The sequence below is a fragment of the Methanovulcanius yangii genome, assembly GCF_018687785.1.
GTDB lineage: Archaea > Halobacteriota > Methanomicrobia > Methanomicrobiales > Methanomicrobiaceae > Methanovulcanius > Methanovulcanius yangii.
On sequence record NZ_LTBL01000001.1, the window covers coordinates 1,231,461 to 1,256,464 of the forward strand.

The 25,004-nt window shown below is 54.4% G+C and carries 37 protein-coding genes and 2 pseudogenes; 9 read left to right on the plus strand and 30 right to left on the minus strand.

The window, feature by feature from the left end; translation table 11 throughout:
* Positions 1–175: 175 nt before the first annotated feature.
* Together AZH53_RS06265 and AZH53_RS06270 are read right to left on the minus strand one after the other, a co-directional pair.
* Positions 176–343 (minus strand): ribbon-helix-helix domain-containing protein, encoded by a 168-nt coding sequence (locus AZH53_RS06265; protein ID WP_319642660.1) that lies wholly within the window; start codon positions 341–343, stop codon positions 176–178.
* 203 nt (positions 344–546) lie between these two features.
* A complete protein-coding gene (locus AZH53_RS06270) occupies positions 547–1,731 on the minus strand; it encodes a site-specific integrase (RefSeq protein WP_319642661.1) in 1,185 nt (394 codons plus the stop codon).
* A gap of 141 nt (positions 1,732–1,872) precedes the next feature.
* Between AZH53_RS06270 and AZH53_RS06275 the strand changes: the two genes are divergently transcribed.
* Positions 1,873–3,291, plus strand: coding sequence for a replication factor C large subunit (locus AZH53_RS06275; protein WP_319642662.1), 1,419 nt, complete (start codon positions 1,873–1,875; stop codon positions 3,289–3,291).
* On the opposite strand, the gene AZH53_RS06280 is transcribed toward AZH53_RS06275, so the two are convergent.
* On the minus strand, positions 3,288–3,689 hold the full coding sequence (locus tag AZH53_RS06280; protein ID WP_319642663.1) for a UPF0146 family protein: 402 nt from the start codon (positions 3,687–3,689) through the stop codon (positions 3,288–3,290). The genes AZH53_RS06275 and AZH53_RS06280 overlap by 4 nt on opposite strands.
* Before the next feature lie 17 nt (positions 3,690–3,706).
* Between AZH53_RS06280 and AZH53_RS06285 the strand changes: the two genes are divergently transcribed.
* The 8 genes and pseudogenes from AZH53_RS06285 to AZH53_RS06320 all read left to right on the plus strand — a co-directional run bounded on the left by AZH53_RS06285 (position 3,707) and on the right by AZH53_RS06320 (position 10,281).
* On the plus strand, positions 3,707–4,258 hold the full coding sequence (locus AZH53_RS06285) for an archaemetzincin family Zn-dependent metalloprotease (protein WP_319642664.1): 552 nt from the start codon (positions 3,707–3,709) through the stop codon (positions 4,256–4,258).
* Positions 4,259–4,368: 110 nt separating this feature from the next.
* Positions 4,369–4,911 (plus strand): universal stress protein, encoded by a 543-nt coding sequence (locus AZH53_RS06290; protein WP_319642665.1) that lies wholly within the window; start codon positions 4,369–4,371, stop codon positions 4,909–4,911.
* A 13-nt stretch (positions 4,912–4,924) separates the two neighbouring features.
* Positions 4,925–6,145, plus strand: coding sequence for an ArsB/NhaD family transporter (locus AZH53_RS06295; RefSeq protein ID WP_319642666.1), 1,221 nt, complete (start codon positions 4,925–4,927; stop codon positions 6,143–6,145).
* A gap of 120 nt (positions 6,146–6,265) precedes the next feature.
* Entirely contained in the window at positions 6,266–6,715 is a 450-nt protein-coding gene (locus tag AZH53_RS06300) for a universal stress protein (protein WP_319642667.1), read from the plus strand.
* A gap of 142 nt (positions 6,716–6,857) precedes the next feature.
* Positions 6,858–7,373 carry a hypothetical protein gene (locus AZH53_RS06305; RefSeq protein ID WP_319642668.1) on the plus strand — a complete coding sequence of 172 codons (516 nt, stop codon included), beginning with the start codon at positions 6,858–6,860 and terminating at the stop codon, positions 7,371–7,373.
* An 87-nt stretch (positions 7,374–7,460) separates the two neighbouring features.
* Positions 7,461–9,244 (plus strand): annotated as a pseudogene (locus tag AZH53_RS06310) (ATP-binding cassette domain-containing protein); the annotation flags it as partial.
* The gene (locus AZH53_RS06315) at positions 9,218–9,490 is read left to right on the plus strand and encodes an AAA family ATPase (protein WP_406600386.1); all 273 of its coding nucleotides are present in this window, start codon (positions 9,218–9,220) and stop codon (positions 9,488–9,490) included. The pseudogene AZH53_RS06310 and the gene AZH53_RS06315, both read left to right, overlap by 27 nt.
* Positions 9,490–10,281, plus strand: a complete 792-nt coding sequence (locus AZH53_RS06320) for an energy-coupling factor transporter transmembrane component T family protein (protein WP_319642669.1) — start codon at positions 9,490–9,492, stop codon at positions 10,279–10,281. The genes AZH53_RS06315 and AZH53_RS06320 overlap by 1 nt, the downstream gene beginning before the upstream one ends.
* Positions 10,282–10,377: 96 nt before the next feature.
* Here the strand turns inward: AZH53_RS06320 and cmk are convergent, their stop codons facing one another.
* The 27 genes and pseudogenes from cmk to AZH53_RS06455 form a co-directional block, all read right to left on the minus strand.
* Positions 10,378–10,902, minus strand: coding sequence for a (d)CMP kinase (gene cmk, locus AZH53_RS06325; RefSeq protein WP_319642670.1), 525 nt, complete (start codon positions 10,900–10,902; stop codon positions 10,378–10,380).
* On the minus strand, positions 10,902–11,543 hold the full coding sequence (locus AZH53_RS06330) for a DUF106 domain-containing protein (RefSeq protein WP_319642671.1): 642 nt from the start codon (positions 11,541–11,543) through the stop codon (positions 10,902–10,904). Before AZH53_RS06330 ends, cmk begins: the two co-directional genes overlap by 1 nt.
* Before the next feature lie 5 nt (positions 11,544–11,548).
* Positions 11,549–12,119 (minus strand): annotated as a pseudogene (locus AZH53_RS06335) (adenylate kinase).
* 32 nt (positions 12,120–12,151) lie between these two features.
* The gene (gene secY, locus AZH53_RS06340; RefSeq protein WP_319642672.1) at positions 12,152–13,585 is read right to left on the minus strand and encodes a preprotein translocase subunit SecY; all 1,434 of its coding nucleotides are present in this window, start codon (positions 13,583–13,585) and stop codon (positions 12,152–12,154) included.
* Between the two features lie 21 nt (positions 13,586–13,606).
* The gene (locus tag AZH53_RS06345; protein ID WP_319642673.1) at positions 13,607–14,032 is read right to left on the minus strand and encodes an uL15m family ribosomal protein; all 426 of its coding nucleotides are present in this window, start codon (positions 14,030–14,032) and stop codon (positions 13,607–13,609) included.
* Positions 14,033–14,038: 6 nt separating this feature from the next.
* On the minus strand, positions 14,039–14,500 hold the full coding sequence (locus AZH53_RS06350; RefSeq protein ID WP_319642674.1) for a 50S ribosomal protein L30: 462 nt from the start codon (positions 14,498–14,500) through the stop codon (positions 14,039–14,041).
* On the minus strand, positions 14,501–15,118 hold the full coding sequence (locus AZH53_RS06355; protein WP_319642675.1) for a 30S ribosomal protein S5: 618 nt from the start codon (positions 15,116–15,118) through the stop codon (positions 14,501–14,503). It lies immediately after the preceding gene.
* A 1-nt stretch (position 15,119) separates the two neighbouring features.
* Complete coding sequence (locus AZH53_RS06360) at positions 15,120–15,647, minus strand: 50S ribosomal protein L18 (RefSeq protein WP_319642676.1); 528 nt, start codon at positions 15,645–15,647, stop codon at positions 15,120–15,122.
* Positions 15,647–16,099, minus strand: a complete 453-nt coding sequence (locus AZH53_RS06365) for a 50S ribosomal protein L19e (protein ID WP_319642677.1) — start codon at positions 16,097–16,099, stop codon at positions 15,647–15,649. Before AZH53_RS06365 ends, AZH53_RS06360 begins: the two co-directional genes overlap by 1 nt.
* Positions 16,092–16,547, minus strand: a complete 456-nt coding sequence (locus tag AZH53_RS06370) for a 50S ribosomal protein L32e (RefSeq protein ID WP_319642678.1) — start codon at positions 16,545–16,547, stop codon at positions 16,092–16,094. The genes AZH53_RS06365 and AZH53_RS06370 overlap by 8 nt, the downstream gene beginning before the upstream one ends.
* A gap of 6 nt (positions 16,548–16,553) precedes the next feature.
* Entirely contained in the window at positions 16,554–17,078 is a 525-nt protein-coding gene (locus AZH53_RS06375; protein WP_319642679.1) for a 50S ribosomal protein L6, read from the minus strand.
* Positions 17,079–17,087: 9 nt separating this feature from the next.
* On the minus strand, positions 17,088–17,480 hold the full coding sequence (locus AZH53_RS06380; protein WP_319642680.1) for a 30S ribosomal protein S8: 393 nt from the start codon (positions 17,478–17,480) through the stop codon (positions 17,088–17,090).
* A gap of 12 nt (positions 17,481–17,492) precedes the next feature.
* Positions 17,493–17,669, minus strand: coding sequence for a 30S ribosomal protein S14 (locus AZH53_RS06385; RefSeq protein ID WP_319642681.1), 177 nt, complete (start codon positions 17,667–17,669; stop codon positions 17,493–17,495).
* Positions 17,669–18,175 (minus strand): 50S ribosomal protein L5, encoded by a 507-nt coding sequence (locus AZH53_RS06390; RefSeq protein WP_319642682.1) that lies wholly within the window; start codon positions 18,173–18,175, stop codon positions 17,669–17,671. The genes AZH53_RS06385 and AZH53_RS06390 overlap by 1 nt, the downstream gene beginning before the upstream one ends.
* Positions 18,172–18,900: a 30S ribosomal protein S4e gene (locus AZH53_RS06395; protein WP_319642683.1), complete on the minus strand. Its 729-nt coding sequence runs from the start codon at positions 18,898–18,900 to the stop codon at positions 18,172–18,174. Before AZH53_RS06395 ends, AZH53_RS06390 begins: the two co-directional genes overlap by 4 nt.
* The gene (rplX, locus tag AZH53_RS06400; protein ID WP_319642684.1) at positions 18,900–19,265 is read right to left on the minus strand and encodes a 50S ribosomal protein L24; all 366 of its coding nucleotides are present in this window, start codon (positions 19,263–19,265) and stop codon (positions 18,900–18,902) included. The genes AZH53_RS06395 and rplX overlap by 1 nt, the downstream gene beginning before the upstream one ends.
* A 12-nt stretch (positions 19,266–19,277) precedes the next feature.
* Entirely contained in the window at positions 19,278–19,676 is a 399-nt protein-coding gene (locus AZH53_RS06405) for a 50S ribosomal protein L14 (RefSeq protein WP_319642685.1), read from the minus strand.
* The gene (locus AZH53_RS06410; RefSeq protein WP_319642686.1) at positions 19,673–19,999 is read right to left on the minus strand and encodes a 30S ribosomal protein S17; all 327 of its coding nucleotides are present in this window, start codon (positions 19,997–19,999) and stop codon (positions 19,673–19,675) included. Before AZH53_RS06410 ends, AZH53_RS06405 begins: the two co-directional genes overlap by 4 nt.
* 7 nt (positions 20,000–20,006) lie before the next feature.
* A complete protein-coding gene (locus AZH53_RS06415) occupies positions 20,007–20,282 on the minus strand; it encodes a ribonuclease P protein component 1 (protein ID WP_319642687.1) in 276 nt (91 codons plus the stop codon).
* Positions 20,283–20,315: 33 nt separating this feature from the next.
* On the minus strand, positions 20,316–20,516 hold the full coding sequence (gene rpmC, locus AZH53_RS06420; protein WP_319642688.1) for a 50S ribosomal protein L29: 201 nt from the start codon (positions 20,514–20,516) through the stop codon (positions 20,316–20,318).
* Positions 20,517–20,518: 2 nt separating this feature from the next.
* Positions 20,519–21,235, minus strand: a complete 717-nt coding sequence (locus AZH53_RS06425; RefSeq protein ID WP_319642689.1) for a 30S ribosomal protein S3 — start codon at positions 21,233–21,235, stop codon at positions 20,519–20,521.
* A gap of 6 nt (positions 21,236–21,241) precedes the next feature.
* Positions 21,242–21,697 carry a 50S ribosomal protein L22 gene (locus AZH53_RS06430; RefSeq protein ID WP_319642690.1) on the minus strand — a complete coding sequence of 152 codons (456 nt, stop codon included), beginning with the start codon at positions 21,695–21,697 and terminating at the stop codon, positions 21,242–21,244.
* 5 nt (positions 21,698–21,702) lie between these two features.
* The gene (locus AZH53_RS06435; protein WP_319642691.1) at positions 21,703–22,116 is read right to left on the minus strand and encodes a 30S ribosomal protein S19; all 414 of its coding nucleotides are present in this window, start codon (positions 22,114–22,116) and stop codon (positions 21,703–21,705) included.
* A 12-nt stretch (positions 22,117–22,128) separates the two neighbouring features.
* Positions 22,129–22,839, minus strand: coding sequence for a 50S ribosomal protein L2 (locus AZH53_RS06440; RefSeq protein ID WP_319642692.1), 711 nt, complete (start codon positions 22,837–22,839; stop codon positions 22,129–22,131).
* A gap of 11 nt (positions 22,840–22,850) precedes the next feature.
* Positions 22,851–23,099 (minus strand): 50S ribosomal protein L23, encoded by a 249-nt coding sequence (locus AZH53_RS06445; protein WP_319642693.1) that lies wholly within the window; start codon positions 23,097–23,099, stop codon positions 22,851–22,853.
* Entirely contained in the window at positions 23,100–23,846 is a 747-nt protein-coding gene (rpl4p, locus tag AZH53_RS06450; protein WP_319642694.1) for a 50S ribosomal protein L4, read from the minus strand.
* Between the two features lie 6 nt (positions 23,847–23,852).
* Positions 23,853–24,809 carry a 50S ribosomal protein L3 gene (locus tag AZH53_RS06455; protein ID WP_319642695.1) on the minus strand — a complete coding sequence of 319 codons (957 nt, stop codon included), beginning with the start codon at positions 24,807–24,809 and terminating at the stop codon, positions 23,853–23,855.
* Between the last annotated feature and the right edge of the window lie 195 nt (positions 24,810–25,004).

Consider the following 25,004-nt stretch of genomic DNA (forward strand, 5'->3'; position numbering starts at 1 on the left):
AAACGATGTCTTTGTTATTGTGGGGATTCCATCAACCGAAACCTTATGTACAGAAGAGATACCAGTATCTATCAGACATAAGCCCCCTTTATGGGTTGGATTATGTTTGCAGTGTGTGCGGAAACGGGCCACTTCGCGCCAACGGGGAGCCCCTTTCCGCATTTCCTTTGATCCTTCAACACAGGCAGGAGGCCCCCTCGTCTTTTCGTCCGTTGTCCCGCGAGACCGCTAGGGCCAGATCAAGGATGTGCCCAACGACCGCAGATCTCGATGCAATACCCTTTGCTTCATCAAGCGCCTGAAGGGTCTCAGGTTCGAGTGTTATGGTCACACGACGTTTCATGTGCTTTCCTCTATTACCGTATTCGAGGCCTCGGTTTATTAGCATTCGAGCTCTTACTCCTCATACGGTCAGAGGCGAGCCCTTACCCCTCATACGATAGTTGTATATATACATTTGCGTTACATTAATATAATACTTTATGCTGAGGAGACCACAATCTAAATGTGATTATGGCGTATTTTTAAAAAAGAGGGTTGCAAAAGTTATGATTTGGCCTGAAGTAGCTCGGAGAGTCTCTTATTAATAAGTTCCTCTATCCACCTTTCATCGGACCGTATGAGCTCGTTCTCCTGCCGAAGTGCTTCAAAGTCTTTCTTTAATTTCGTGTTTTCGAGGGCCAGCTCGTTGTACATCTCCTTTTGTTCTTTCACGCTCTCGTTAAGGGTGCGGATCCCCTGTGATTCGTAGATATTGAGGCGTTCCATACCTTCGAGATATTCCTCGGCGAGCTGTGTTTTCGTGTATCGCCGGTATGCCGATGTGAGATATCCCTCGTGGCCCGCGAGCGTTTCGGCGACCTCTTTCGCCCCTGCGAGGGACAGCTGCGAGATAAAGAACTTCCTGAACTGGTGAATATGGATCTGCGTCCGGCCCGTGCTCTCGTCCTTGCTATAGAGTCCGGCTTTCTTTAGGGTGCTCCTCCAGGCTTCATAGGCGGTGTTTGCAGAGAAGGGAAACAGGCGCCGATCCTCATCAACACGGGCCCCCGATCTCTGAGCGTCAATAAGTCCCCGGTTCTTGTTCTGTGCCGCACGGATGTAATCCTCGCGGACCTTCAACCATTCAATCAGGGCTGCCGTCGCTTCATCTGAGATGAAGGTATATCGCTGGTGCCCCGTTTTTGTGTACTCTCCCCTGATCGTGATCTCCGCCGGAACCGCATCGAGGTTCACATCAGACACACGGATCTGCAACGCTTCGCCTATTCGCATCCCCGAAGAGGCAAGGATCAGATATAACGCGGTCGCCTTTGCGTCGCTGTGAAAGAGGATCTTCCTGATAACCTCCGCATCCATGTCCCTCTCGACGGTCCTAACGCCCCCCTTTGGTAGCCGCCGGACGGTCCTCTTGCGTTCCCGCTTGTTCAATTCAAGATCGTGGTGCTCAAAGAACCCGACCACTTGAGAAAAGACATTCTTGGCTGTGATTGGTGCGGATGATTCCAGCGAGATGGAGAAAGCGAGCATGTCCGCCGAGAAGTCTTCGACAGATTCCAGGTATTGGGCCATTAGCCCCTCGTAGATCTCTTTCTCTGCCTCTGTTACCTGTTTGTCTTTCCGCTGCTTGCCGTATTTGAAATCGAGAAACTTGTAGATAGAACCCCTGTATGTTATTTGCGTCCCCTTGTTCTGTTGGAACAAGGAAATATACTCCCCTATGGGTTTCATGATCCTACATAGACCCCCAACATAATAAATGTATGGTATATTTGTAATAGTCAACTGTGAAATATATGCGTATTATGCCCGACGCCCCTTTCATATCCTGACCGCGTCCTTTATTCCACCTGCATGCGAAGAAGTACACAGATGGACTGGGCCTCAAAATATCGTCCGCAGCACCTCAAAGACATCGTCGGTAACGGAACGGCCATCCGTCGTATATCCGAATGGGCACGGGACTGGACCACCGGAACAAAGCCGCTGCTCCTCTACGGAAAACCCGGCATAGGGAAGACGACGGCAGCCTATGCTCTGGCAAATGACATGAACTGGGAGGTGATCGAACTCAACGCGAGCGACCAGCGGACGCGTGCCATCATCGAAAGGATCGCCGGCACATCCAGTACCACCGCAAGTCTCACCGGCGCATCTCGCAAACTCATCATCTTCGATGAAGCCGACAACCTCCACGGTAATGCCGACCGTGGCGGCGCAAAGGCAATTGTCGATACGATAAAGGCATCGCGTCAGCCGATCATTCTCATCGCAAATGACATGTACGGTATGGATGCGGCCCTCCGGTACCTCTGCGAACCCGTCCAGTTCAAAGCCCTTCCCGCCCGCTCCATCGCCCCTCACCTGAGATATATCTGTTCAGCCGAAGGAATTGAATGTTCGCCGGATGCCCTCTCCTCCATCGCCGAACAGGCAGGAGGAGATATGCGTTCGGCCGTGACCATGCTGGATGCCGCCGCCGCCGGAGAGGATCGCCTCGATGCAGAAGATGTCCACACCGCCAGAAAAGACGAACGGACCACCATCTTCCAGCTGATAACCGCCACCTATCACGGGGAGGACGACGATTCCCTCATGCGCCGGGCATGGGAAGTCGATGAAGAGCCAGACACCATTGAGCAGTGGCTGGAAGAATCAATCGGCAACTTTGAGGACCCGGAGAGCCGTTGGGAGGCTTTTGAAGCGCTTGCCGGAGCCGACCGGTTTATCGGGCGTACCTACCGCCGCCAGTATTATACCCTCTGGAAATATGCCACCGCCCTCATGGTGATCGGCAGCGCAGGAGCGGCAACGCGAAAGCCAACTTCCCCCGGCCGAATCATGCCCCCCGGACGCTGGAAGAAGATGGGGGCGGGACGAAAGCAGAAACTGATCCGTCGTTCGGTATTGCGAAAAGTGTCAGGCGCCTATCATATCCCCGAACAAGCCCTGATGGAGGATTTTCTGACCCCGGTGACGATCATGGTGGAGAAGAATCCCGATTATTTCACCCGCGAGCTCCACCTGGAACAGGACGAACTCGAATTTTTCATCGGGAACAAAAAGACCGCCGCAAGCGTGATGAAAGAGATCGCAAAGGAACGCAGGGAAGAGGAAAAAGGGTACACTAAGGAGAAGGTCAAAAAGGGTGAAAATGAGACGAAGAAATCTCCCCGTAAGGTCCAGGACCCGATTGACCCGGCCCCGCCCGAATCCTCTCCCGCGGCGGGACAGGATGAACCGGTACAGGAACCGGACAGGGCGCAAAAGACGCTTTTTGACGGGTTCTAAGGGCTTCGTACATACCGGTGCAGGATTATACCTGCATCGATCACTTCTCCGCCGTCGAGGTAGATTTCATTTCCCAGATGATAGACGATGCAGTCGGCACCGACGGCACGTGCCATCTCCATGAGACAGGGGATCATCTCGACCCCCGGACGAACTGCATAGATAATGTCGGCTCCCCGGTAAATGGAGAAGTCCGGAGCACAGATATCATCCACCACAAACCTGACCGCACCCGGCACATCCCGTTCAATAATATCGGTTGCGATCACCCGGAGTCCCGCCTCCGCAAGCCGGACTGCGACATGAGGGTTTCTGCCAATCCCCACCTCGACCGGCCGATGATAGTGAGCATGAATAAAAGACGCGAATTTCTCTTCAATATCCTTATAGGTCCCCATTACAAAAGATATTTTGAATGAGTTTCCTTATCTTTTGGGATAACAGTTCACCAGAGGGACTCCAGGTGCCGGTGGCACGGGGTATATCCGGCATTCTCGAATGCCCGGTCGAGGTCGTGGAAAACCCGGTGATATTGAGGGGATTTGACGGGGCAAGGAACCAGTACAATGCAAGCAGGATCCTCACCGAGATGCAGGATATCTATACACGCCTCTATGGGATAGGGGATAATATCCTGATTGTGACCGGAAAGGATCTCTATATTCCGGGGCGTGATTTCGTCTTCGGGCTTGCACGTCCGAATATCAAAGCATCCATCGTCTCCACCGCGCGCCTCCGTAACAGCTACTACGGCAGACGCGAGGACATATACGATACCATTGACCGGGTGATTAAGGAAGGCACCCACGAGCTTGCCCACACACTCGGTCTCGAGCACTGCGACGATAACGAGTGCATCATGTTCTGCCCGAACACCCTCGATGAGCTTGACCGGAAGAGAAAGACCCTCTGCCCGGAGTGCAGGGAGAGGCTCACCCGCGCAATTGAGGAACTGTGCCCTGATTGATCGGCCTCCGCAATTCTGTTGTTGTAAAAAAGAGGACACCTATTTATTCCGCTGGTGCAAAAACAGTATTAACCACTACCATCAATGCTGGTATAACGACGGGAAAGACCATGGGATATTATTCAGGACTTATCAAAAGAAAATTCAAGGATGTCGTAGGTTCACGATATGAAACGGTGCAGCAGGAGTATCACGAGTTTCTTCCGACAGAAGAAGAACTCCTGCCGCGTGAAATCAAAAAGATCCTCCTTCCTCTGGACATTTCTGTCGAAGGGATCACCGATGAACTCTGTGAACTGATCGGTATATACGAAGCGGATGTCTCCCTCATGTACATCACCGACGCCAGGATATATGGAATAATCCAGGACGCCCTCAGCCCCCAGGCAGGCGAGGATTTCAGGATCAAAAAGGAGGAGTACGGGGCCGCCCTCATGGACAGAATCGAAACCTGTCTCGAACCGCTGGGCGCCCGGGTACACCGGAGAATGTTTCTGGGCGACAAGATTGAGGACGTCATCAAAGCGATGAATGACTATGACATGATCATCATCCCGAAGTCCTATGGAAGTCATGATCCCACCTCCAGGGAAGTGAGTCCCATCTCCATGGTCCTGGCCCAGAGTGTCCGTCTCCCGACGGTCGTCTACTAGAGAGGAGGACGCCATGCTAACCATCATACAACTCCTCACGCTCGTTGTCTTTATTCTCACGTACATCCTGATCATTGACGAACGCATTCACCGTGCCGTCGCAGCAATGGCCGGTGCAGCGGTTGTGGTCTTCCTTGGGATCGTCCCGTGGGAAAGCATGCTGGAACATGTGGATTTCGGGACCATCTTCCTTCTCATGGGGATGATGATCATCATCAATGTGGCCAGGCACAGCGGTCTCTTTGAATACATCGCCATCGTGACCGCCAAACTGGCGAAAGGAAGCCCAATCATGGTCCTGGTGCTCTTCTCGCTGGTCACCGCCGTTACGAGCGCCTTTCTCGATAACGTGACGACGGTCCTGCTGCTCACTCCGATGCTCCTCTATATCACGAAGCTGATGGACCTCAACCCGGTACCATTCCTCCTGGCCGAGATCATGTCCTCGAACATCGGCGGGGCGGGCACCCTGATTGGCGATCCCCCCAACATCATGATCGCATCCTCGGCAGGACTCTCATTCAATGAATTCCTGACCATAATGGGCCCGATCGCACTCGTCGATACGATCATCATCGTTGCCATGTTCGTCCTTATCTACGGCAAAAGCATGAAGGTCAGCACGGAGGAACGTGAGATCATTGCGAGAACCATAGGCGGACTCGATGAACGGGCGGCCATCCAGGACATGAAACTCTTCAGGAGATCCGTCATCGTAATCCTCTTCGTGGTTCTGCTCTTCTTCGTCCACAGCAACATAGGTGCACTCCTGCATCCGCTCCTGCCCTTTGTCGACCAGGCAATGACCCTCGAACCCGCCGAGGTGGCGCTCATCGGTGCCGCCATCATCCTCATCTGGTCGAGAATCCAGCCGGATGAGATCTTCGAGAAGATAGAATGGACATCCCTGTTCTTCTTCGCAGGTCTCTTCATCATCGTCGGGGCCCTCGTTGAAGTCGGGATCATCGCAATGATTTCGGAATACATGATCAGCACCGTGAGCACCACCCAGGAGGCCATGTTTATCATCGCGTGGTTCTCGGCATTTGCATCGGCCATAGTCGACAACATCCCACTGACGGCTGCACTCATCCCGCTCATTCACGACATGAGTGTCTCCATGGACGTATACCCGCTCTGGTGGGCTCTCTCCCTTGGTGCCTGCATGGGTGGAAACGGGACGGCGATTGCCGCATCGGCCAATGTGGTGGTTCTCGGGGTCTCTGAGCGCTAAGGCGTCAGGATCACCTTCTTTGACTTCCTAAAACTCGGAATACCGGTCCTCATCATTACGGTGGGGGTAGGGCTTGTGATGCTGTATGCAATGTTTGGATTCCTGTAGGAGAATGATGAAATGAAGATATTAGTACTCATCGACGGCTCGATGTGGAGCCACAAGGCGGCGATGTATGCCCTTCAGATCGCCAAGAAAAAGAACGCGGAGATCATGCTCTTCTCGGTTCTCGACAAGCGGGAATCGAAATCCATGGCATTTAATTTCTGCACGCAAAGCAACATGTGCGACCGGATTGAAAACTACGAATCGCAGATCTGGCGCGATATGCGCCGCAGTATCAATGACGAGATGACCCAGATGCTCATCCAGCTGGGAAAACAGCGGGTCATCGCCACATCACGGATAGTAGAAGGTGATCTCGTCAGGGAAGTGGTCAATGAAGCAAACACGGGCGGATATTCCCTTATTATCATGGGTGCATCCGGAAAGCAGGCCCGTGCCACCCCCAGCAAACTCTTTGTCAATATCTCCAATGAAGTGGCCATCCCCCTCTTCATCGCCCATTAATTTTTTTTCTCCCGCCACCTGTGCACCATTATATATACAATAATGTACAGAAATATACAATGATGATTACTAAAGTACTAACACAGTCTGATTATCCGGAACCCGGATTCGACCACTCCACCGAATATGTAAGGAGCATCGAATGAAATCCCGGGACATTGCGATCGTCGGGATCTGTCTTGCCATCGGTGCAATCCTCAGATTCGTAGCGAACATGTTCCCCGGTGCGATTGTTGGCAACCCGGTGATTGCCCTCTACTGTCTCGCGATCATCCTCATCCGTCCGACCTTAAAGGAAGCCGTTGGCATCGGTCTGGTTGCCGGGGTCGTTTCCATGCTCATCAGCCACTCCATCTTTCCGCCGGCAAACCTCATCAGCGAACCCCTCGGAGCACTCACCTGTGCAGCGGTGTATGGTCTTGTCGCAAGACTACCCCTCGGGCCCGCCGCGACGACCTTTATTGCCACCTGTGTCAGTGGATTTTCATTCGTTCTCATTGCGATGGCTGTCATGCTCGCATCGATTGTGGCGGTGCCGACAGGTACAGTGACCGGATTCTTCCTGGCCGTTCTTCCGATTGTTCTCATCACCGCGGCTTTCAACGCTGTGGTCACCCAGGTTCTCTTCTTCCCGGCACAGCGGATGTACGTCAGGTAACTGACGTCTTCTGCTTTTATGAGAACGATTAATTACACTGTTGAACATATATATACATTATAACGCACCAATGAACGGAGAAATCAGATGAAATCACGAGATATCGCAGTTGTTGGCATTCTGCTTGCGATCGGGGCAATTCTCAGGTATCTATCGAATATCGTCCCCGGCGCCATCGTTGCCAATCCCATCATCGCCCTCTACTGTCTTGGCATTATTCTGATCACTCCGCGTCTCAAGGATGCTCTGGGTATCGGAATTGTGGCAGGAATAATCTCTGCCCTTATCAGCCACTCCATCTTTCCGCCTGCAAACCTCATCAGCGAACCTCTCGGGGCACTCGTCTGCCTTGCCGTCTATACCGGCCTTCGAAAAAGAGTTCCCCTTTCCGCAGGGATTTCCACCCTTATTGCAACGCTTGTCAGCGGCTTTACCTTCCTTGCCGTAAGTCTCTTCGTCATTGCCTCCTCCATCATCCAGGCACCCGGAGAAAACTTTACGATGGGGGCATTCATTCTTGCGGTGTCACCGATCATCATCCTCACCGCCATTGCAAATGCCGCCATAACCCAGGTCCTCTACTTCCCCTCATCACGGATACTGATGCGGGGAATGGCGGCAAAATCGTCTGCCCACGAGCATGAAGAGACCTCGGAAACCGAGATATCCACCGATACCCCGATGATTCGTTTCAGAGGATTTTCCTACACCTATCCGCAGGCGCATGCCCCCGCCCTCTCCGGCATCGATCTTGACATCCAACAGGGCCGATGTATCCTGGTCAACGGACCCACTGGTGCAGGAAAGACAACCCTCTGCCTGGCCGCTGCTGGTATTCTCACCCATGAATACGAAGGAGCAATGGAGGGATCCGTTGCAATTCTTGGAAAAGAGGCTGCTCTATACGAGGATATGGGGGACATCGGAAAAACCATCGGTGTCGTCTTTGACGATGCCGATGCCCAGCTTATCTTCACCACCGTCGAAGAGGAAGTCCTCTCCGGGCTCGAAAACCGTGGCCTTCAGCCTGAAGATGTTCGAAGACGCCTCGAAGATATCCTCAGGCTGACACACCTCGAGCACCTCCGGCACCGTCCCCCCACACTCTCTCCGGAGGCCAGAAACAACGGGTGGCCCTTGCCGCCACCCTTGCTTCGGGAACCCGGTGTCTGATCCTTGATGAGGCCACCGCAGAACTTGATGTTGAGGCGACAGCCACCATCATCTCCATTTTAAAAGAACTGAAGCGGGAAGGGAAGACGATCATCGTCGTTGAACAGAAACCAAAGGAGATGGCGGAAATTGCCGATTCGGTGCTGTTCATCGACGAGGGGCGGATCACCGGACATGTGGCCGCAAAGGATTATTTTTCCTCTTTGCCTGAAGAGAAACAACCGCAGCATCAGGCCTTTTCAGGAGATGCGGCAACCTGCGATACCCCCATCATCGAGATCCGTGACCTCACCCACAACTACGGCGAGAGCCTCGGACTTGATCAGGTATCCCTGCGGATATGTCCGGGTGAACTCATCGCCATCATCGGAGAGAACGGCTCGGGCAAGACGACCCTCGTCAAACACCTGAACGGTCTTCTCCGCCCGTCCTCCGGAACAGTCACGGTCTGTGGGATCGACGCCGGAACGACCCGCACCACTGATCTTGCACGCCATGTAGGCCTCGTATTCCAGAATCCCGACACCATGCTCTTCGAGGACACTGCCGAGAAGGAGATTCTCTTCGGCCTTACCAATATCGAGAGAGACCCGGCAGAGGCGCAGGAGCGGATCACGGCAGTTCTCGATCAGGTCGGCCTCCATGATCAGCGTTCGACGTTTCCACGTTCGATGAGCAGGGGAGAACGACAGCGCCTGGCCATTGCCTGCGTGATCGCAATGCAGCCGGAGGTGATCATCCTCGATGAACCGACCACCGGCCTTGACCCGGCAGAGGCGGACCGCATCATGACTATCCTTCAGAATCTCAGTACGTCTGGCCACACCGTCATCATGGTCAGTCACGACATGCAGATAGTTGAACATCATGCCCGGCGGATCATACGGATGGAAAGCGGGCGCATTGTGCATGACAGCGGTGCCAGGAACGGAGGGATCGCATAATGGCAGACATTCTTCAGTATAAACGAATCGACGGTGTATTCCACCACATGAATGCCCTGACAAAGATCGCGTTCCTGCTCTTTGTCATCATTCTTGCGATAATCTCCACAAATCCCGTGGTCCTGATTGCAATCGTAGCGGCTCTTTTCCTTCTAGCCGTGATCGGAAAATTTGCCGTTGAACTCGCACGGCAGATCCCGATGCTCCTCTTCCTGAGTGCGGGGCTCATCCTTCTCACCGTGCTTACGATGCAGAGCGGTGAAGTGATGGGATACCTTATACCATCGGCGATTCCGGTCATCGGAGGCTATATCCCCATCACAACCGGGGCGCTGAACTTTGCCATTGTGCTCTCGCTCAGGTTCTTTGCCATGCTCTTTGCATTCCAGTTGATGGTGATCTCGACCCAGACGAGAGACCTGGTGGCAGCACTCCAGCAGATTCGCTTCCCTGTCGATTACACGCTGATGCTTCTCATCGCCATTCGCTTTATTCCGACGCTCCAGCTGGAAGGAAAAAGAATACAGGAAGCACAGCTTGCACGGGCATACAACCCGGGGGGAGGGGTAATGGGAAAGGTCCGGGCTCTCACCCCCATCATCATACCGCTCGTCTCCAACGCCCTTGGAAAGGCAAATGTTCTCGGGCTGACCATTGACCTGCGCGGACTGCGCACCATGGAACGAACACCGTCCACCGACAAACCATTCGGAATTGCCGACTATGTCATGATTGCCGCAGTCGCCATCTGTGCCATCGTGGCCGTCGCCTACTATGGCGGCATTATCTGATACGAGATTTGAATTCGCGGACCATACCGTCCGGATCTCACTTTTTAAAAATACACCGGAGCACGGTGACAGGGTACAATAAAAAATACGATGGTGTCAGCGGATACCCGCAATAGCGGCATCGACAATGGCCCCGGTCTCCTCAATGCCCCAGACCTCTGAATTGATCACCAGATCATAGATGTTGAGGTCCCCGATGTCGATGCCATAGTAGTTCAGGTACCGTCCGGCTTCACATTCTTCACGTTCGATGGTAAGCTCGGCCGCCGTCTGTGCATCCAGACCCTCGCGGTCCGAGATACGGATGGACCGGCATTCGACTGATGCCATAATCCATATCCGGATATCGGCATTGTCGATCATATGACCGGCGAGACGTCCCTCGATGATGATATCATCCCTCGCCTCACCGATCTCCTTCTGCCGACTGTCAATCATCCGATCGACGGAGTCATCCTTTTCTGCGAGAGTCCCGAAGGACGCGAGATCCATCTCATGTTCTGCTGCAAGGGTGCGAAACACCTCGCCTGCAGAGATCAGGGCATACCCATGCCGGGCAACCAGATACTTCGCAAGCGAGGTCGTGCCGCTCCCCGGAGGGCCACTGATGGTGATACGCATCAGAGACCCCCGATATTCAACCCCTTGCGTATGACCTGACTCAGACAGAGGGAACAGATCATGTACCATATGATCCATGCGGGCAGGAAGAGCGCCGTCGGATCGCTGAGGGCCAGTTCGCCCCAGTACGGGAAGGTAATGGTCGGGAGTTCCTCTACAGGGAAACCGGAGATGGTCCAGAACAGCCATATCCAGATAGGCACCGTGATGAGCATGATCCACCCCATGGGCTTGAACTGCTCCTGGGACATGGCCATCTGGTCCTGCATGAGTTTCTCGCGCTTCTCATTGAGTTTGCGCACCCGCTTTTCGTCTCCCGAGAGCTGGGCCTCGCGAAACATCTTCTGGAAATCCTTCATTTTCTGCTGCTGTACCTGCATCTTCTCGTAGTCTATTGTATATTTCTGGAGAAGAGAAGAATACAGACCCGTCAGTGCCGAAAGGACGAGAATTACAATGACCCAGCTGTAGGGCTCATTCCCAAAGATCGAAAAGAACGGGGAGAGGATGACATCTGCCGCCTGGGCAACAACATCCCGTATTGGTTGGATGGAGTAGATCCCCATCACAATCAGCATGATGATGAAAAATCCCATCATACCGCCGCCGACAGATTTCTTTGCCGGAGGAGCCTTTGCCACCCTCTTCACCTCAGAATATCTTTCATATCCTCAACAGCTTTGTCGAGGAGGAAGTCGGGGTTTTTCACGATCTTGACCGTGCAACCGGTTAACATGGCATATGCAGCACCCATGGAACGGTTGAACTGCTGATGCTCGAGAATGTCGTTATACCCTTCGAGGTCACGGACGCGTGTTTCATCCGAGAGACGGCGCTTCAGGATCTGATCCTCATCGGTCTCCACAAGGATGACAGTATCAGGCATCAGTTTCCCGGAGCACCCATTCCGGAAGACCGGACAGGTAGCCCTTCGGTGTCTTGACAGTGCAGTGGGTATCGATGATAATATTCCCCTCTGACCGGGCAATGAACTGGGCTGCATTGCGCTGGAGATCGCGCTGCTGTGCCTGATCGAGTTTTCTCATCTCATCGCGATCCTGAACCAGACCTCGTTCCGCCGCGACTTCAAACATGCATGTCCCGAAATTGAGGGGTTGATACTCGATGCCCTCGGCACCAAGCTCTTCAATCGCCCTGTTAATGACGGTTGTCTTCCCCACACCCGGGACACCGGTAATTACGACTTTTTTCCCCATACAACCATTCTCCTCATTCAGCCTATATATGATTACTCTTTTCCGAAGAATCCGCGCATGAACGGATACATCTCCATGATCTGTTCACTTGCGATCTCCTCATAGAGGCGGTAGACAATACTCACCGTCAGCAGCAGTCCTGTGCCGCCGACCATTCCGATGACACCGAAATAGTTGGCGATGACACTCAGAAGACCGACGAACACACCACCGATCACCGTGACACGCGGAATGTACCGGTCAAGATATTTGACCAGCACCGATTCACTGCGCCGGTAACCGGGGATGTGCATTCCGCTCATCTGGATCTGCCGTGCGACATGGGACGAGTCAAGGCCTGCGGTCTTCACCCAGAAGAGAGCGAAGACTGCACCACCGACGACCATCACGAAGAGATCCACACCCATCCTGATGAGAATCTGCCATATCTCGTGACCGACATCGTAGGCCCACCACATCCAGTCGGAGGGGCCGTTGATCGGTGCAATGTAGTACATGATACCATTGACCGGCGTCTGCCCGACGAATTCTCCCAGAATGGTGATCCCCATATTGTTGAGGAAGAGACCCAGCATCTGGAAGTTTGCCTGCAGCACACGGACAAGGATCATCGGAAGCACACTGGCGTAGATCAGTTTGACCGGGAACCTTCCACGTGCACCACGCACGGAGGAGTGGGCAAGCGGAATTTCGATACGGGTGGATTCCACGTAGACGATGAGCAGGAATATACCTATTGTCGTGATAAGAGCCAGAAGGTCCGTTCCGAAGTATTCGAGGAACGGCGCACCATCCATTATCACTGCAAAGAGCCGCGGGAAGAACCCGACAGGATATGCGTCCTGGACGGCCTCCCAGTTGAAGAAACCGTTGATGAGACCCTGTGATACACCGGCAATGATGAACAGACCCACACCTGAGCCGACACCCCATTTGGTGACGACTTCATCCATGAAGAAGATCAGAACGCCGCCGATACAGATCTGCAGGAATATCAGGAAGGTTACAATCCCGAGATTTCCACCGAAGAGTGACGCGGCAACCACGGGGTCAGGGGACAGAAATCCTCCGACGACATTGGGAATTGCCTCAAGGACAATCATTACGAAGATCAGGAGCTTCTGCAGCCCCATGTACATAACCTGTCCGCGTGTATCACTCGTATCAAGGTCCAGAAGATCAGCACCTTTCAGGAGCTGCAGGACGATTGATGCGGTCACGATTGGTCCGATACCGAGATGCGCTATCGACCCGCTCGCACCGGCGAGAAGAGCACGATAAAAGGCAAAGATATCCTGAGAATTCGGATCAATCCCAAATACCGGAATATTGGTCAGGAAAAAGTACAGAATCAGAATCGCGGCAGTCCACAACAATTTGTTTTTGAAGTGGACGTGGCCTTCCGGATGTTTCACTGATGGCATTGAAGCCAGCAGTGGTTCTAGTCGGTCCAGCATCGCTCCCATAATTGGTTCACCAAAAAGAGATTAGGCTTCCAGAATCTGGCCGCCGTTCTCTTCGATTTTTTGTCGGGCCCTGTCAGTAACTGACAGTGCAGAGATGTTCATCTTCTTGGTAACTTGTCCGCCCCCAAGTATTTTATCGATACCGATTTGACCCGCGTCAATGACAATTACGTCACCTTCAAGGGCTGCCTTCCCGGTTGCAACAAGGTCGTCAGCCATCTGGTCGATTTCACCGATATCAAGGGCGGTCAGGCGGGAGGGGTTCTTGTTAACGAACCCATGCTTGCCGTTGTGAACATCGTTTGCGATAAGGAAGTGGGAGAAGCGGTGGTCCCTGTGACCTGCTCTTCCACGGCCGCCACGATTTCCGGCACCACGCCTGTTCTTGGACGTACCGCCGCCGCATGTGCGTGATCCACGGTACTTTGAGCGTTTATTCACTGGCATCCTTCATCACCGCATCCTGTAAAGGAGTGCATTGATGTCACTCCCATAGTTTCCGAGTGCGCCACCCTGCTGGTACGTCCGCTTGATGGAGCGGAATCCCTTGCGGGGCGGGTGAAGCCTGAGAACGGGCTTCAGACCCGGAATGTCCTCAATCGCTGCTTCTCCGGCACAGAGTGCCTGGGTGAATGCCGCAATGTCCTCGAAGCCCGAGTTCTCCTTCACATACTCGTCGGTCAGTTTGCCGTTGCCGGTCAGACGGCCGCGAGTCTGAAGGATCGTTGCGAGCATTTCAGGGTCCACTTCACCATATGCGACGTAGTCCTTGACCTTCCTGATCATACCGAGATATGCAGGGGTGTCGGGGACGAGCACACAATGGTTGATGTGGTGGAGGCGAAGCATCTTCAGGGTATCCTTGATCTCCTTACGGCAGTTTACCACGCCGCGGACCTGAACAACCACATACATTTACTGGGACCCTCCTGTCCGGATGAGGTTCGAGTTTTTCAGTGCGTCAAAGGTTGCCTTTGCAAAGTTGATGGTGGTCCGGGTCTGCCCGGAGGATGAACTCCAGACATCGGTGATGCCGGCAAGTTCGAGAACCTTCTTGCTTATGTCACCGGTCACAAGGCCAATACCCTGGGGTGCAGGCATGAGGGTTACCGTAACACTGCCGGCCTTGCCCTCGACCCGAACAGGGATCGAGTGAGCTTCGCCACAGCCGCATTCCCAACTGCCGCATCCGCGCTTCACCGGAATGATGTTCAGCTTCGCGTGTGCAATTGCCTTTTTGATCGCATTTCCAACCTGTGCGTCTTTTCCCTGTCCGAACCCGACATAGCCGTTGCGGTTTCCAACAACAACGACACAGCGGAACTTGACACGACGGCCGCTGTCGGTCATCCTCTGGACCATGTTAATGTCAAGAACCTCGTCCTCGAGGTCCGGGAGGAAATAATCGACAATCCCGGGCTCCTTAATAGGCCTGCCGCTCTCGAGCACCTCATCGATGCTTGCGATATCACCGGCAGCTACTTTCTTCCCGAGGCCCGTGAGAGGAATCCATTCTTCCTTTTCGTAGGCCATGTTATTTCAGCTCCTTCATGATTGCTTCTGCTGCCTGTCCGACATTTTCGACGAGGTCACCGGCACGCTCGGGTGCGTATTCGGCAATGTGCGCACCAGTGACTCTGTCGTCATCCGGAAGGATGTCTTCGCCGTGCGGAATCTCAAGGCCTCCTGCGACCGCTCCTTTCAGAGCACCGAAGAGCTTACCGCCCGTGGTTGCCCTGTTGGGGCCGATATCGAGAATTGCCTCTGTGTATCCGGCGTTCTGCGCCTTGACCGCAAAGAGCATGCCGGTAAGATATGCTGCCGGGGTGTTGCCCGTTGCGCCGCTGTATCCGAAATCCTTGAGTTCGGTGGAGTATGCAGCGACGAGAGTGCGGTCTCCTTCGAGTTCAGCCTGAACAAGCTGAACAATAATCTGGCGGTTCGTCTTCCTGACGACCATCCTTGGTTTCTCCGAGAGGAGGAGCTTCATCCGCCTGTAGTAATCGGTTTTGCCCTCGCGCCTTCTTCTGAACGGAACAAAATACCGTGGTCCGGTTGCCATTAGTTCATCCTCCCTTCGATCTGTTCGAGCTGGGCCTTCATGTGTGCCACACTGCGGAACTGTCCACCTGCAGCCTTCCTGTACATCATACGGTAGATACGGCGGTCGATCGTGCCGTCGTCACGGAGAACCCTGAGTTCCCTGCGGATAGCACGGATCTTGCGAATCCACACCTTCTTTGACGGATTGCGTGCACCGGCAGCTCCCTTCCTGCGGCCTGCTCCCTTGCAGTGACCATAGGAACGCTTGGCGGTAAGTGCACGTGCGCGTCCCCTGCTTACCCCTTTGACGGGCTTTGCAGAAATGGCGCCATCCTCGATGAGCTCCCTGATATCGCCACGTGAGATGGCATTTTCAATGTCGCTCTCACGTTCGGGGTCAAGCCATACGCGGTGAACACCGCAGCCAAGAACAGCGGCGGCGATGCGCTTCTGGTTTTTCAGATCACTCATCGTCGTTCACCTCTTCCTCGGTGTCCTCGGCCTCTTCTTCCTCCACGGGTTCTTCCTCTGAGATTTTCAGGGATGCATCCTTGAGGTTGAGGACCTTCAGGCCATATTCGAGTGCCTTGTTCTGGATTGCCTCGCGCTTCTTGTTCCCGACGGTTCCTCCAATCCTGATTGCCTGTACCTCTGCATCGAGACCCTCAAGGTCCTCGACACGGCTGACAAGGATCTCCTCGTATCCGCTGGGATGGAACCCGCGGACGGCAAGGGGGCTTCCGTAGCCGGGTGTCGGCTGGCGGCCTTTCGCACGGAACTGTTTGCGCTGTTTGCTCTGAAGACCACGCGGGCGTCTCCAGGTGTCCTTCAGGCGTTTCTTCTGGTGAAGGTTCTGGCGCGTGAAGGTTGCACGCTTTGCGTTTCTTGCACGGATAAGTCGTGTTTTTTCGTCAACCATCTCTCATCACGCCTTCTCTACGATGTATATACCGTCCTGGAACACACGCGGGTCACGCTTTCTGACCTTCGTTGCACGCTCAATACGTGCCGCAGTTGTTCCGACGAGTTCCTTGTCCGCTCCGGTAACAATGACTTCGTCACCGGCTACCTTCACATCGACTCCCTCAGGAATCCGTGCGAATCTGGACTCTTTCTCACCAAGGAAATTGGCGATCTCAAGTGCCTCTTTGGTCTGTTTGAGCTGAATCGGGAAGTGGCTGTAGACAACCTTCATCCGGTATTCAAACCCATCCGTGACCCCGTTGCACATGTTGTTTGCATGGGAGGCATAGGTGCCGAGCATTGCAAGGATCTTCTTCCGTGATGATTCGGTACGAACGCTGAAGACGCTGCCGTCACAGGTGACATCAATGCCAGGGTATCGCATCCCTCTCTTGAGGGTTCCTTTCGGACCGGACACCACGAAATTGCTGCCTTCCATAGATGCGGTGACACCTTCAGGAATTTCAACAGTTTTCTCTGTAAGCATCTCTACACCTCAGTACACATACGCCAGCAGTTCTCCACCGACGCCCTCTTTGCGTGCCTCGTCATGAGCGAGGACACCCTTTGAGGTGGTCATCAGGAGAATTCCGAAGTTCTTTGCAGGAAGATACTGGGTTTCCCACTCCTCAAGTTCTGCGACCTGGATGGAGAACCGCGGGGTGATAACACCGCACTTGTTGATGTTTCCGTTCAGAAACACCCGGAACTGGTCACCACGGCCGTCCTCGATGAGTTCGAAGCCTCCGATGTATCCTTTCTCTTTCATGATGCCAAGCATGGCTCCAAGAAGTCTGCCTGCGGGCTCGACGATACATTCGGTCTTGCCCACATCAGAGGCGTTCTTGATGGTGCTCATTGCATCGGCAATGGGATTTAATCGTGCCATTTTTCTGCCTCCTTAGTTCATCTTCTTGAAGCCGATCTTGGCGGCATTCTCGCGGAAGCACTGACGACAGAGCATGATATTGTGTCGGCGGACAAGGCCCTGCTTTCTTCCGCATATCAGGCACTCGTTCGCACCGCGTCCGCTCTTTGTCGTGTCCTGTTCTTTGTTCTGCTTCTGCTGTTCAGACATCACAGCACCTCCACGTTAAATGCCTCTTTCATATACGCCACGGCATCGGCTTTGGTCACCCGCTGCTTTGAAGGGAGTTTCTTCTCCTGGAGTGCACGGCGTGCAATCCGGATGCCCTTCCGTTCAAGGACAACGCTGATATCCATGCCATAGATACCAATCATCGGATCGTAGCTCTGGCCCGGAAAGTCCGTGTGTTCCTCAATACCGAATGAGAAGTTGCCGGTTGCATCGAACTGGCTTGCGGAGATGGTGTTCTCCACGATCTCAAGTGCGGTGCGCACGAAGTTCTCGGCACGGTCTCCGCGCAGAGTGACACGGCAACCGATCGGCTGGCCTTTCCTGATGCCGAAGGCCGGCTGGGTCCTCTTTGCAAATGCGCGAATCGGGGACTGGCCGGTGATCTCGGTCATGATATTCTCGGCTTTGACCAGCTTGTCGCCAGCCTCACCGACGCCCATGTGGACGACGACCTTATCGACATAGAGTTCGCGCATTGGGTTCACTGTTCAATCCCCCATTCCTTGATCGCGGACTCTTCACGGCCGACCATGAAGATGTATGCCTCAATCGTCTCGAACACATCACCGGTGTCGACCTCTTCAAGGATGACACGGTTCGGGATGCTTCCAGGTACGACATTGATATCGGTGATCCTGCCGATCTTCCCCGAGTGGCGACCGCCAATCACCATTGCGGTGTTGCCGACGGCAAAGGGGAAGTGATCGATGACGGTGAAGCGGTTCTCGCCTGCAAGAGAGAGGACCACAGAGTCCTTGGGACGGTAGTCATTCGAATCGACGATGATGTTCGCACCATAGCGTAGGTTGAGCTGGATCTTCCCGCCCTTGACAACGGTCTTGTCTGCAATCTTGCAGAGACGACTCGATGCCGCTTCCGCGGTGATGGGGACGGAGATGATATCGCCTTTCTTCGCCCTGAGAATGCGGTAGTATTTATCCACCGAGGGGAGAGCGACGATGTCGAATACGCCAATACCCATCTTCGGATCCCTGCAGGGCCTGCCGTTGACCAGAAGAGAGCGATCCTTGAGGATCTTCTTGACTTCCTTCATGGTGAGCGCAAGGCCCATGTGGTCCCGAAGCCAGACTGCTGCGGGCATTGCACTTGCATTGTGCGGGCCGGGAGCGGTCTTGGATACGAACGTCCTTTCTTTTTTGGCTATACGCCACGAACCGGGGCTGTTGAGCCGTTTCAGATGATTCGACATTACTTCTTCGCCTCCAGTTTCTCTGCACGGCGGCTGTCATTCAGGTTGAGTTTCGTGATGCATGCATTCGATGCATTCACCGGCCGGGGCACTTCGGTTCCGTCGGCACGGGTAACAGCTACACCGTGAACGACAATCCGTCCGTTGCTGGTGTCGATCATATCGACAACGCCTTCCTCACCGGCAAAGTCGCCTCTGACGACCCTGACCGTATCACCGAGAATGATGCGGGCACTGCGACGACCATACTTCTCACGCAGTTCTGCGGAGAGTGGTGCGTTGAGGAAACGACCCCTCACGTGAAGTGGCGCATTGTAGCGGAATTTCCGCTGTTTTCTGGGCTGCGTGCTAGCAATTCTTACCATTTCTCATGCACCTCATACGATGATGGTCGCCATGGAACCGATCTTCGGGAACCTCTCGGCTACCTCACGGGCAACCGGGCCCTTAATTTCGGTGCCTTTCGGCTCGCCACGCTCATTTGTGATGACCATCGCATTGTCCTCGAAGGACAGGCGAAGACCCGTTACTCTTCTGATTTCTTTTCTCTGCCTGATCACGACTGCTTTTTCAAGCTTGCGCCGCATATCGGGAGTGCCTTTTTTGACAGAGACCATTGCCATGTCACCGAGACCCAGTTTGGGCTGGCGACGGCGTACACCGTGGTACCGGTCGACGGAAACGATCTGTACCACGCGTGCTCCGGTGTTGTCCGCACAGGTCAGCCGGGTACCGGTTGACAGTGCGCGCGGGGTGCGGGACTGTTTTGCTTTCATTCCTCAGCGACCTCCACGACGACAAATTTCTTGGTCTTGCTGATAGGACGGCACTCCGCGATCTTGACGGTGTCGCCGACCTTCAGGTCGATACAGGGGGGGTGGTGTGCGTGAAGCTTTGAACTGCGTTTTTCATAACGCTTGTACTTCTTCACATAGTGCAGGTAATCCCTTGAGACCACCACAGATCCCTGCATCCGGTCACTCACGACTTTGCCGGTGATCACCTGGCCGCGCACCGGTAAAGCGCCGTGAAATGGACAGTTGACGTCATCGCATTCCTTCTCCGGAACGGAGACGTTTAATCCTGGATTTCTTGCCATGTATACCTCAGATTTTAATTCGCATGCTGGTTCTTTTTTCAGGCCTCATGACCAGCACCGACCCATCAACCCGTACGCGGGTATCATCGGGAAGGCGAAGGTCAAATGTTGCAGTGTTCTTTGCAACATGGAGAGTGCGTCCATCACAGCGAAGCGTAATCATCTGCTTTGTCTCGCCAACGATCCTGCCCGCTATGCCGACCTGTGACGGGTTTTTCGACCCGGAAACACAGGCCTCAAGCCCGACAAGCTCGTGGCGGCAGATGTTTGCTGCTGTGATCATACGCGTATTTCCTCCTTAATCGGCCTGAACTGCTCAGGCCCTGCGCCTGTTCTGCTCGGTTGCAATCCGTGCAATGGTTCTCCGGATCTCGCGGATACGGCCGGGGTTTTCCGGTGCTCCACCGGCACTGACCTTTCCGTTGTCCTGGACAAGTTCGAGCCTGAGCTTTCCAAGCTGCTCCTGGAGTTCCACATCACTGAACTGAGCGATTTCCTTTGCCCTGAAGATTGCCATTTTCAGAACGCCTCCTCTTCGGGAACATCCTCGACTTCGGAGAGTTCGGCATCGATCTCTGCACCGAGGATATCCTCATCCGTCCCTTCCTCGTAGACAGCCTCTTCAACCTCTGCCATAGGCTGGGGTTCGAGAACCTCGAAGGTGTCGGGAAGCCGGGCTCCCGGCGGAATGATCTTAACCTGAACGCCGATGACGCCGAGCTTTTTAATGGCAATTGCATACCCCTTCTCGACGATTGTGTCAGACGGCTCTCCCGAGTGCTTGATGTAGCCCTCGGTAAACTTCTGGACACGTGAACGGGCACCGGTAAGCTTTCCGGAGAGGACAACCTCACACCCGAGTGCACCGGACTCCATCACACGGCGGATGGTGCTGTTTCCTGCTTTGCGGAAATACCAGCCGCGCTCGAGTGAGCTTGCCAGGCGTTCGGCCATAATCTGTGCATTGAACGACGGGTTGTCGACCTGCTGGACCTCAATCTGCGGGGATTCAATCCCGAACTGGGCCTGAAGATCGGCGGTGATCTGACGAACCACCTTTCCGCCTTTTCCAATCACGATACCGGGCTTTTCAGCGAAGATCGTGATCTGGGTGCCGAGGGGAGTACGGGCAATATCCATGCCCCCATAGCCGGCACGCTTCAGTTCTTTTGTCAGGAACTTGTCGACCCGTGCTGAGCGGACACCGTCCTCGATAAATCTCTTCTCAATTCCCATGTCTGCTCAGGCCTCCTTTACCACAATCTCAACGTTGACCGATTCTGCGTATTTCGGTGTCGCACGGCCCATTGCACGCGGGAAGATCCCGCGCATTCTCCGTCCACGATTTGCAGAGACGTGAGTGATGACGAGGTTTTCCACATCAAGGCCGATGTACTCCGCATTCTTCTCAACAGATTTGATGAGGCGGATGAACTTCGCGGATGCCTTGACGGGATACCTCCCGGCATCCCAACCCTCAAGTCCCTTCTTGTGGGCAACGTTACGGTTGAACCGCTTGAACGGAATTGCCTTTTTCAGGGCAACTACATCCTCGAGGTAGGCAATCGCATCGCCGGTCTTCATTCCTTTAATCGTTCTGGCAATCTCAATCGAGTGCTTGGGCGAGATCGGAAGCTCGTTTGCTTTCGCGCGTGCTTCTTCTTCCCCGGTCTGAACTGAATATCCTGTCCTTGCCATGATCATCACTTCAGGGGCACATACTTACTCGACCGGGTTGCACCGATACCGGCACTGCCGTGGCTGACACGCCTGCGGGTGAGTGCGAACTCCCCGAGGTAGTGGAAGACCGCCTCGGGCTGGAGTTCAACCGGAACGAAATCCTTTCCGTTGTGCACTTCGATCGTTTTTCCAATCATCTCAGGCAGGATGACCATGTCACGGGCATGTGTCCGCACACGCTCCTTGCCTTCCCGAATTTCACGAAGAACCTTCTCGTGGCCGGGGGTAAATCCGCGGTTGATTTTGCGGCGTGAACGTGCCGGCATAATGGGGAGCAGCTCGCTCATGCCCATCTGCTGAAGATCCTCGATCTTGTAGCCGTGGTAGGTGAATTCCTCTTTCCGCCGCGGCAACCTTCTCTGTGTTTTCTTTGCCATATTTCAGACCCCCTATTTCCTTCCGGTCCTCTTGGCCGCAATGTGGCCGACCTTACGTCCCGGAGATGTGCCACGTGCAACGGTCTTCGGCCTTCCGACGTGCTGGTGGCCACCACCGCCGAACGGGTGATCGATGACGTTCATACAGACAGCCTTGACACGAGGCCATTTCTGAGCCTGGCTCTTCATCTTGTGGAACTTCTTTCCGGCCTTGACGAACGGCTTCTCGCCACGCCCGCCGCCGGCTACGATGCCGATGGTGGCACGGCAGTCGCCGTTGAACCACTTGTGTGTTCCGGACGGCATCTTGATACCGACACGATCGCCATCCTTGCCGATGACCTGGGCCTGAACACCGCTTGCGCGGATGAACTTGCCGCCATCGTTGGGGCGTGCCTCGACATTGCATACGTAGGCACCGACGGGGACATTTTTGAGCGGCAGGGTGTTGCCGTTCTTTACCCGTGCCTCAGCACCCCATTCAACGTCGTCACCGACGCCCACGCCCTCGGTGACAAGCATGAACATCTTGTCCCCGCTTTCGAGCTGGATCTTTGCAATCGGGGTGTGACGGGCAGGATCGTGTTCGATATCAATGACAACCCCGCGGGTAACATCGCCGACATTGCCGGGATGCTTGAGCGATGCCTTGTATTTGTGCGAAGGGGCACGATAGGTCGGGCCGCCGCGTCCACGGTTCTGTGAGATAATACGTTTTCCCATGTTCCGCCACCTCAGAGTATACCGATACGGGAGAGGATCTCTTCCCCGGCTTTCTCGTCTTCAAACGAGACGATAGCTTTCTTCTGTCCCTTCATAGTCATGAGAGTCCGGACCGACGTGACTTTGTGCCCGAACATGTCCTCGACCGCCGCTGCGACATCATTCTTGCTTGCCTCACGGCGCACGAGGAACTGGAGCTTGCCATCGGATTCAAGAAGCATGGTTGCCTTTTCCGAGACAAACGGAGTTTTAATTACCATTTACATATCCTCCAGTCTCTTCAGTGCCCCTGCGGTCCAGACGGTCAGCCTGCCGGCCTGTGTGCCCGGGGCAAGAAGCTCTGCATTGAGTTCTGCGACGCTGACGGCATCGACACCTGCAAGGTTCGATGCTGCCTTCAGGGCAGTCTCACCGGTTACGATAAGAAGTGACGTGCGCTGCTTGTACCTGCGGCCACGCAGTTTCCCGCGGCCTGCACGGACCTTGCGGCTTGCTGCGGAGCGTTCCACATCTGCGAAGACGCCTGCTGCACGGAGAGCATTTACCACATCGGAGGTCTTGGTGAGGCCTTCAAATGCATCATCAAAGACAACGGGAATCCCTGCTTCGAAGCGGTGTCCGCGGGCTGCGACGAGTTCTTCGTTGATAGTCGCGGCAATTGCCGAGCGAATCGCCTTCCTCTTCTCCTGCTTGTTCATCTTTCGGACGAGGATCTTTGCAGTCTTCGGGGGGTGTGCAACACGTCCACCGACGGACTGGGGAATCCGTGCAACACGGGAACCGTTCTTCAGGCGGGGAACCTGTGCGACACCACGGCCACTTCCCCAAGAGACCGCAGACGTCCTCATGCCTGCATATGGGTCGGTGCCATGAGGCTGGTACCTCTCGCTCTGGAGTGCAAGAACTGCGTTTTTGATAAGATCCGGGCGGTAATCTTCGCTGAATACTGCCGGAAGATCGATCTCTCCTGCAGAGCCGCCGTCAAGTGTTCTAATCTGTGCTTTCATTCCTGATCACCCCTGTTTGCTGGCAAGACTGACGTACTGGATTACCGGTACGCGGTCTACATGGTTTCCTGGACGGATGGCCGGACGAATTCTGATAAGACGTTTTACCGGTCCGGGCACCGAGCCCTTGATGGCGACATAGTTCGACCGGACAAGACCATAATTCACAAATCCGCCTGCCGGGTTGATGTCTTCACCGCTCGTGCCGAACTTCAGAATCCGCTTGTTGTACTCGGTCCTCTGCTGGTATCCCATCTGACCCATCTGCGGAACCTGCCACCTGACGTGGGACGGATTGAACGGCCCAAGGTTGCCGATATGACGCTTCTTTCCCTGACGGCCGTGTTTCCCCTTCCGGGTCTGAATGCCCCAGCGCTTTACCGGACCATTTGTTCCCTTTCCGGTGGTAATTGCGGTGACATCGATGTACTGACCTGCATCGAAGATCATATCCGCTGTGATTTCGGTTCCCATGAGAGAGATTGCATATTCTACACGCTCTGCCATGCTGTCACCGCCGACACCCATTTCCATGATGTCGCCGGTCTTCTTCGGAACACCGGTAATCTCCGCGGGCTGCGTCTGCATGATGACAAAAATATCCGAGAGTTTCCCGGCTTCTGCCGCTTCGCGGATCCTGGAAACGTCTTCCTCGGACCATGCTTCAGCACAGGCGTGCTTCCCATAGGTATCCTCCCTGTAGCCACGGACACCGACAACCTTCATCGGGGGAATTTCAACAATGGTTACGGGCACCATGATCTCTTTGCCTTCTGACGGGCTGGAGGCATGGTCATCCACCATAATAAGATGGGTCATACCCACCTTATAGCCGGCAAATCCCTGCAGCGCCGGTTCCCCGTCGTACGCCGGCCAGGAGTGGTATTTTGGTACCTGGCTCAGGGCACGTTTGCGGGGACTGTATGCAAGTGAGCCCCTGCGTGGTCTGGATGTTTTCGACATTTTTCGATCAATCCTGTATTCTTGGTTTCAGTTGCGAACGTTAAGCCTCAGGGCACGAATGTGCCTGGAGCTCCGAGATTTCGTGCTGACAGTTCAAGGGTCAACTGACGCCATGGCCTTGCGGCCGGTTTCCGATGATGCAGCGTACCGCACGAAAACCTCTTTATTAAGAGATTTCCGACGAATTCCCTGCAT

Excerpts from the sequence above, each read along its gene's own strand:
- AZH53_RS06345 (WP_319642673.1), bottom strand. The coding sequence starts at position 14,032 with ATGCCAGTGAATAAACGCTCAAAGTACCGTGGATCACGCACATGCGGC.
- AZH53_RS06300 (WP_319642667.1), top strand. The coding sequence starts at position 6,266 with ATGAAGATATTAGTACTCATCGACGGCTCGATGTGGAGCCACAAGGCG.
- AZH53_RS06395 (WP_319642683.1), bottom strand. The coding sequence starts at position 18,900 with ATGTCGAATCATCTGAAACGGCTCAACAGCCCCGGTTCGTGGCGTATA.
- AZH53_RS06320 (WP_319642669.1), top strand. The coding sequence starts at position 9,490 with ATGGCAGACATTCTTCAGTATAAACGAATCGACGGTGTATTCCACCAC.
- AZH53_RS06440 (WP_319642692.1), bottom strand. The coding sequence starts at position 22,839 with ATGGGAAAACGTATTATCTCACAGAACCGTGGACGCGGCGGCCCGACC.
- AZH53_RS06380 (WP_319642680.1), bottom strand. The coding sequence starts at position 17,480 with ATGGCACGATTAAATCCCATTGCCGATGCAATGAGCACCATCAAGAAC.
- AZH53_RS06290 (WP_319642665.1), top strand. The coding sequence starts at position 4,369 with ATGGGATATTATTCAGGACTTATCAAAAGAAAATTCAAGGATGTCGTA.
- AZH53_RS06410 (WP_319642686.1), bottom strand. The coding sequence starts at position 19,999 with ATGGCAAGAAATCCAGGATTAAACGTCTCCGTTCCGGAGAAGGAATGC.
- AZH53_RS06280 (WP_319642663.1), bottom strand. The coding sequence starts at position 3,689 with ATGGGGACCTATAAGGATATTGAAGAGAAATTCGCGTCTTTTATTCAT.
- AZH53_RS06445 (WP_319642693.1), bottom strand. The coding sequence starts at position 23,099 with ATGGTAATTAAAACTCCGTTTGTCTCGGAAAAGGCAACCATGCTTCTT.
- AZH53_RS06405 (WP_319642685.1), bottom strand. The coding sequence starts at position 19,676 with ATGAAAGCAAAACAGTCCCGCACCCCGCGCGCACTGTCAACCGGTACC.
- AZH53_RS06430 (WP_319642690.1), bottom strand. The coding sequence starts at position 21,697 with ATGGCAAGGACAGGATATTCAGTTCAGACCGGGGAAGAAGAAGCACGC.
- AZH53_RS06365 (WP_319642677.1), bottom strand. The coding sequence starts at position 16,099 with ATGAGTGATCTGAAAAACCAGAAGCGCATCGCCGCCGCTGTTCTTGGC.
- secY (WP_319642672.1), bottom strand. The coding sequence starts at position 13,585 with ATGGGAGCGATGCTGGACCGACTAGAACCACTGCTGGCTTCAATGCCA.
- AZH53_RS06275 (WP_319642662.1), top strand. The coding sequence starts at position 1,873 with ATGGACTGGGCCTCAAAATATCGTCCGCAGCACCTCAAAGACATCGTC.
- AZH53_RS06375 (WP_319642679.1), bottom strand. The coding sequence starts at position 17,078 with ATGCTTACAGAGAAAACTGTTGAAATTCCTGAAGGTGTCACCGCATCT.
- cmk (WP_319642670.1), bottom strand. The coding sequence starts at position 10,902 with ATGCGTATCACCATCAGTGGCCCTCCGGGGAGCGGCACGACCTCGCTT.
- AZH53_RS06355 (WP_319642675.1), bottom strand. The coding sequence starts at position 15,118 with ATGGCCTACGAAAAGGAAGAATGGATTCCTCTCACGGGCCTCGGGAAG.
- AZH53_RS06285 (WP_319642664.1), top strand. The coding sequence starts at position 3,707 with ATGAGTTTCCTTATCTTTTGGGATAACAGTTCACCAGAGGGACTCCAG.
- AZH53_RS06415 (WP_319642687.1), bottom strand. The coding sequence starts at position 20,282 with ATGATCACAGCAGCAAACATCTGCCGCCACGAGCTTGTCGGGCTTGAG.
- AZH53_RS06385 (WP_319642681.1), bottom strand. The coding sequence starts at position 17,669 with ATGTCTGAACAGCAGAAGCAGAACAAAGAACAGGACACGACAAAGAGC.
- AZH53_RS06350 (WP_319642674.1), bottom strand. The coding sequence starts at position 14,500 with ATGTATGTGGTTGTTCAGGTCCGCGGCGTGGTAAACTGCCGTAAGGAG.
- AZH53_RS06315 (WP_406600386.1), top strand. The coding sequence starts at position 9,218 with ATGAGCAGGGGAGAACGACAGCGCCTGGCCATTGCCTGCGTGATCGCA.
- AZH53_RS06425 (WP_319642689.1), bottom strand. The coding sequence starts at position 21,235 with ATGGGAATTGAGAAGAGATTTATCGAGGACGGTGTCCGCTCAGCACGG.
- AZH53_RS06295 (WP_319642666.1), top strand. The coding sequence starts at position 4,925 with ATGCTAACCATCATACAACTCCTCACGCTCGTTGTCTTTATTCTCACG.
- AZH53_RS06270 (WP_319642661.1), bottom strand. The coding sequence starts at position 1,731 with ATGAAACCCATAGGGGAGTATATTTCCTTGTTCCAACAGAACAAGGGG.
- rpl4p (WP_319642694.1), bottom strand. The coding sequence starts at position 23,846 with ATGAAAGCACAGATTAGAACACTTGACGGCGGCTCTGCAGGAGAGATC.
- rpmC (WP_319642688.1), bottom strand. The coding sequence starts at position 20,516 with ATGGCAATCTTCAGGGCAAAGGAAATCGCTCAGTTCAGTGATGTGGAA.
- AZH53_RS06435 (WP_319642691.1), bottom strand. The coding sequence starts at position 22,116 with ATGGCAAAGAAAACACAGAGAAGGTTGCCGCGGCGGAAAGAGGAATTC.
- AZH53_RS06360 (WP_319642676.1), bottom strand. The coding sequence starts at position 15,647 with ATGGCAACCGGACCACGGTATTTTGTTCCGTTCAGAAGAAGGCGCGAG.
- AZH53_RS06265 (WP_319642660.1), bottom strand. The coding sequence starts at position 343 with ATGAAACGTCGTGTGACCATAACACTCGAACCTGAGACCCTTCAGGCG.
- rplX (WP_319642684.1), bottom strand. The coding sequence starts at position 19,265 with ATGGTAAGAATTGCTAGCACGCAGCCCAGAAAACAGCGGAAATTCCGC.
- AZH53_RS06455 (WP_319642695.1), bottom strand. The coding sequence starts at position 24,809 with ATGTCGAAAACATCCAGACCACGCAGGGGCTCACTTGCATACAGTCCC.
- AZH53_RS06370 (WP_319642678.1), bottom strand. The coding sequence starts at position 16,547 with ATGGTTGACGAAAAAACACGACTTATCCGTGCAAGAAACGCAAAGCGT.
- AZH53_RS06305 (WP_319642668.1), top strand. The coding sequence starts at position 6,858 with ATGAAATCCCGGGACATTGCGATCGTCGGGATCTGTCTTGCCATCGGT.